Source organism: Arthrobacter alkaliphilus (assembly GCF_021483235.1).
Taxonomy (GTDB): domain Bacteria; phylum Actinomycetota; class Actinomycetes; order Actinomycetales; family Micrococcaceae; genus Arthrobacter; species Arthrobacter alkaliphilus.
Genome location: NZ_JAKEEC010000056.1, coordinates 1 through 1433 on the forward strand (window position 1 = coordinate 1; position 1433 = coordinate 1433).

At 62.1% G+C, this 1433-nt stretch carries 1 protein-coding gene and 3 pseudogenes; 1 reads left to right on the plus strand and 3 read right to left on the minus strand.

Annotated elements, in window-relative coordinates; genetic code table 11:
- From L0B83_RS19550 to L0B83_RS19560, 3 genes and pseudogenes are all read right to left on the minus strand, one after another.
- Positions 1-266 (minus strand): annotated as a pseudogene (locus L0B83_RS19550) (IS3 family transposase); the annotation flags it as partial.
- Positions 263-556: a transposase gene (locus L0B83_RS19555; protein WP_234760004.1), complete on the minus strand. Its 294-nt coding sequence runs from the start codon at positions 554-556 to the stop codon at positions 263-265. The pseudogene L0B83_RS19550 and the gene L0B83_RS19555, both read right to left, overlap by 4 nt.
- 78 nt (positions 557-634) lie before the next feature.
- Positions 635-814, minus strand: a pseudogene (locus L0B83_RS19560) (hypothetical protein); the annotation flags it as partial.
- A gap of 383 nt (positions 815-1197) precedes the next feature.
- Here L0B83_RS19560 and L0B83_RS19565 point away from each other — a divergent pair.
- A pseudogene (locus L0B83_RS19565) lies at positions 1198-1433 on the plus strand (hypothetical protein); the annotation flags it as partial.

The following is a 1433-nucleotide window of genomic DNA, read 5'->3' on the forward strand; positions in this document are numbered from 1 at the left end:
TCCGCGCAGATCCGCCACGCGGTCCGCTCAGACATCGGCTCACCCGAGGTGCGGGCTTCATCGACCAGGAATCGGTACCCGAACTCGGGGTCGTCCCGGTGGGCATCGAACAAAGCATTGGCCCGGTAGGCCTGTTCGTACTCGGCATCGGTAACCGGGTTGGCCAGCCAGCGGTAGTAAGGCTGGCGGGCGATCTTCAGCACCCGGCACGTCACCGTGACGGGAATACCGTCAGCGGCAAGGTCTTGGACGAGCGGGTAGCTCATTTTCCCGGCAGATGAGCCTGGGAGAAATATGCCGCTGCCCGGCGCAGAACCTCAACCTCCTGCTCCAACGTCCTGATCCGCCGCTTCGCGGCCGCGAGTTCCGCGGCCTGCTCACCCGTGATCCCCGGACGGTTCCCCGCCTCAACCTCGGCCTTCTTCATCCACCCGTACAACGTCGTGAAATGGACCCCGAAATCCTTCGCGATCTGGGCCAGCTCAACCCCGGGCTCGCGATTCAACGCGACCCGGACAACATCATCCCGGAATTCCTTCGGGTACGGCTTGGTCATAGTAGACATCCTTCCAGCCCAGTCCCTTTGACTAGGCACAACAGATGTCACCTATCCGTGCAGCAGTCCCCTGTTCCTCTAATCGGCGCTCGGCTCAGGTCCGCATGAGCGTCGGGTTCGACCCATTCCAGCGCGCGACGAGGTTGCCCTCAGCGGGAAGCGCATCTCAACGACAACGTACCGGTTCTCATCCATGTGGAAGAACAGCAAGTCGACATAGTAGTCGTCGCCGTCGACGTCGAAGTGGACCTGCCCCCCCAACAAAGGAGAATCCGGCGGCCCGATGAGTACTGCCCGATGTGCGAGTACGACGGTGACTACGACCGAAGTCACCGATTCCCCTCGCACAAAGGCGGTGCGCTGTACGAAGTACTACAGGTACAGGAAAAGGTCGTCGACACCTTACAAACGTCGTTCGCATCGGCCGCATCCAGCGCATAGAACGCAGCCAGATCCTCTTGGAACGTGGAGAGTCGAGCGGATTGAAGGTCCGCGCCGGCAGCAGATTCGGTTTTGCCCAGCTCACGCAGCGTTCACATTGGCCCCCAGCCGTGACATCGCTTGGATTCGCAAGTACCGCCGTGATAATTTCTGCCAAGACCAGGGCTGGCATTGCCGTGGCTGCATTTGTGGGGGCTTGCATGCGTGTTCTGAAACCGACGTTCGTTGCCATGTTGACGGTTCTGGCTTCGATCGCCATGGCTGCCGGATTGTGGGTTCTGCCGGCATCCGCGACCCCGTCCCCTTCGTCGGTCGGCACCGCAGTCCCGCTGCTAACGACGGCCGCGACTGATGCCGGGGCTATGGTGCCGGTTTCCCCGTTCCGTGCCTTGGATACCCGCTCCGGTGCCCCGGTCGGCCCGGACAGCCCCGTCTC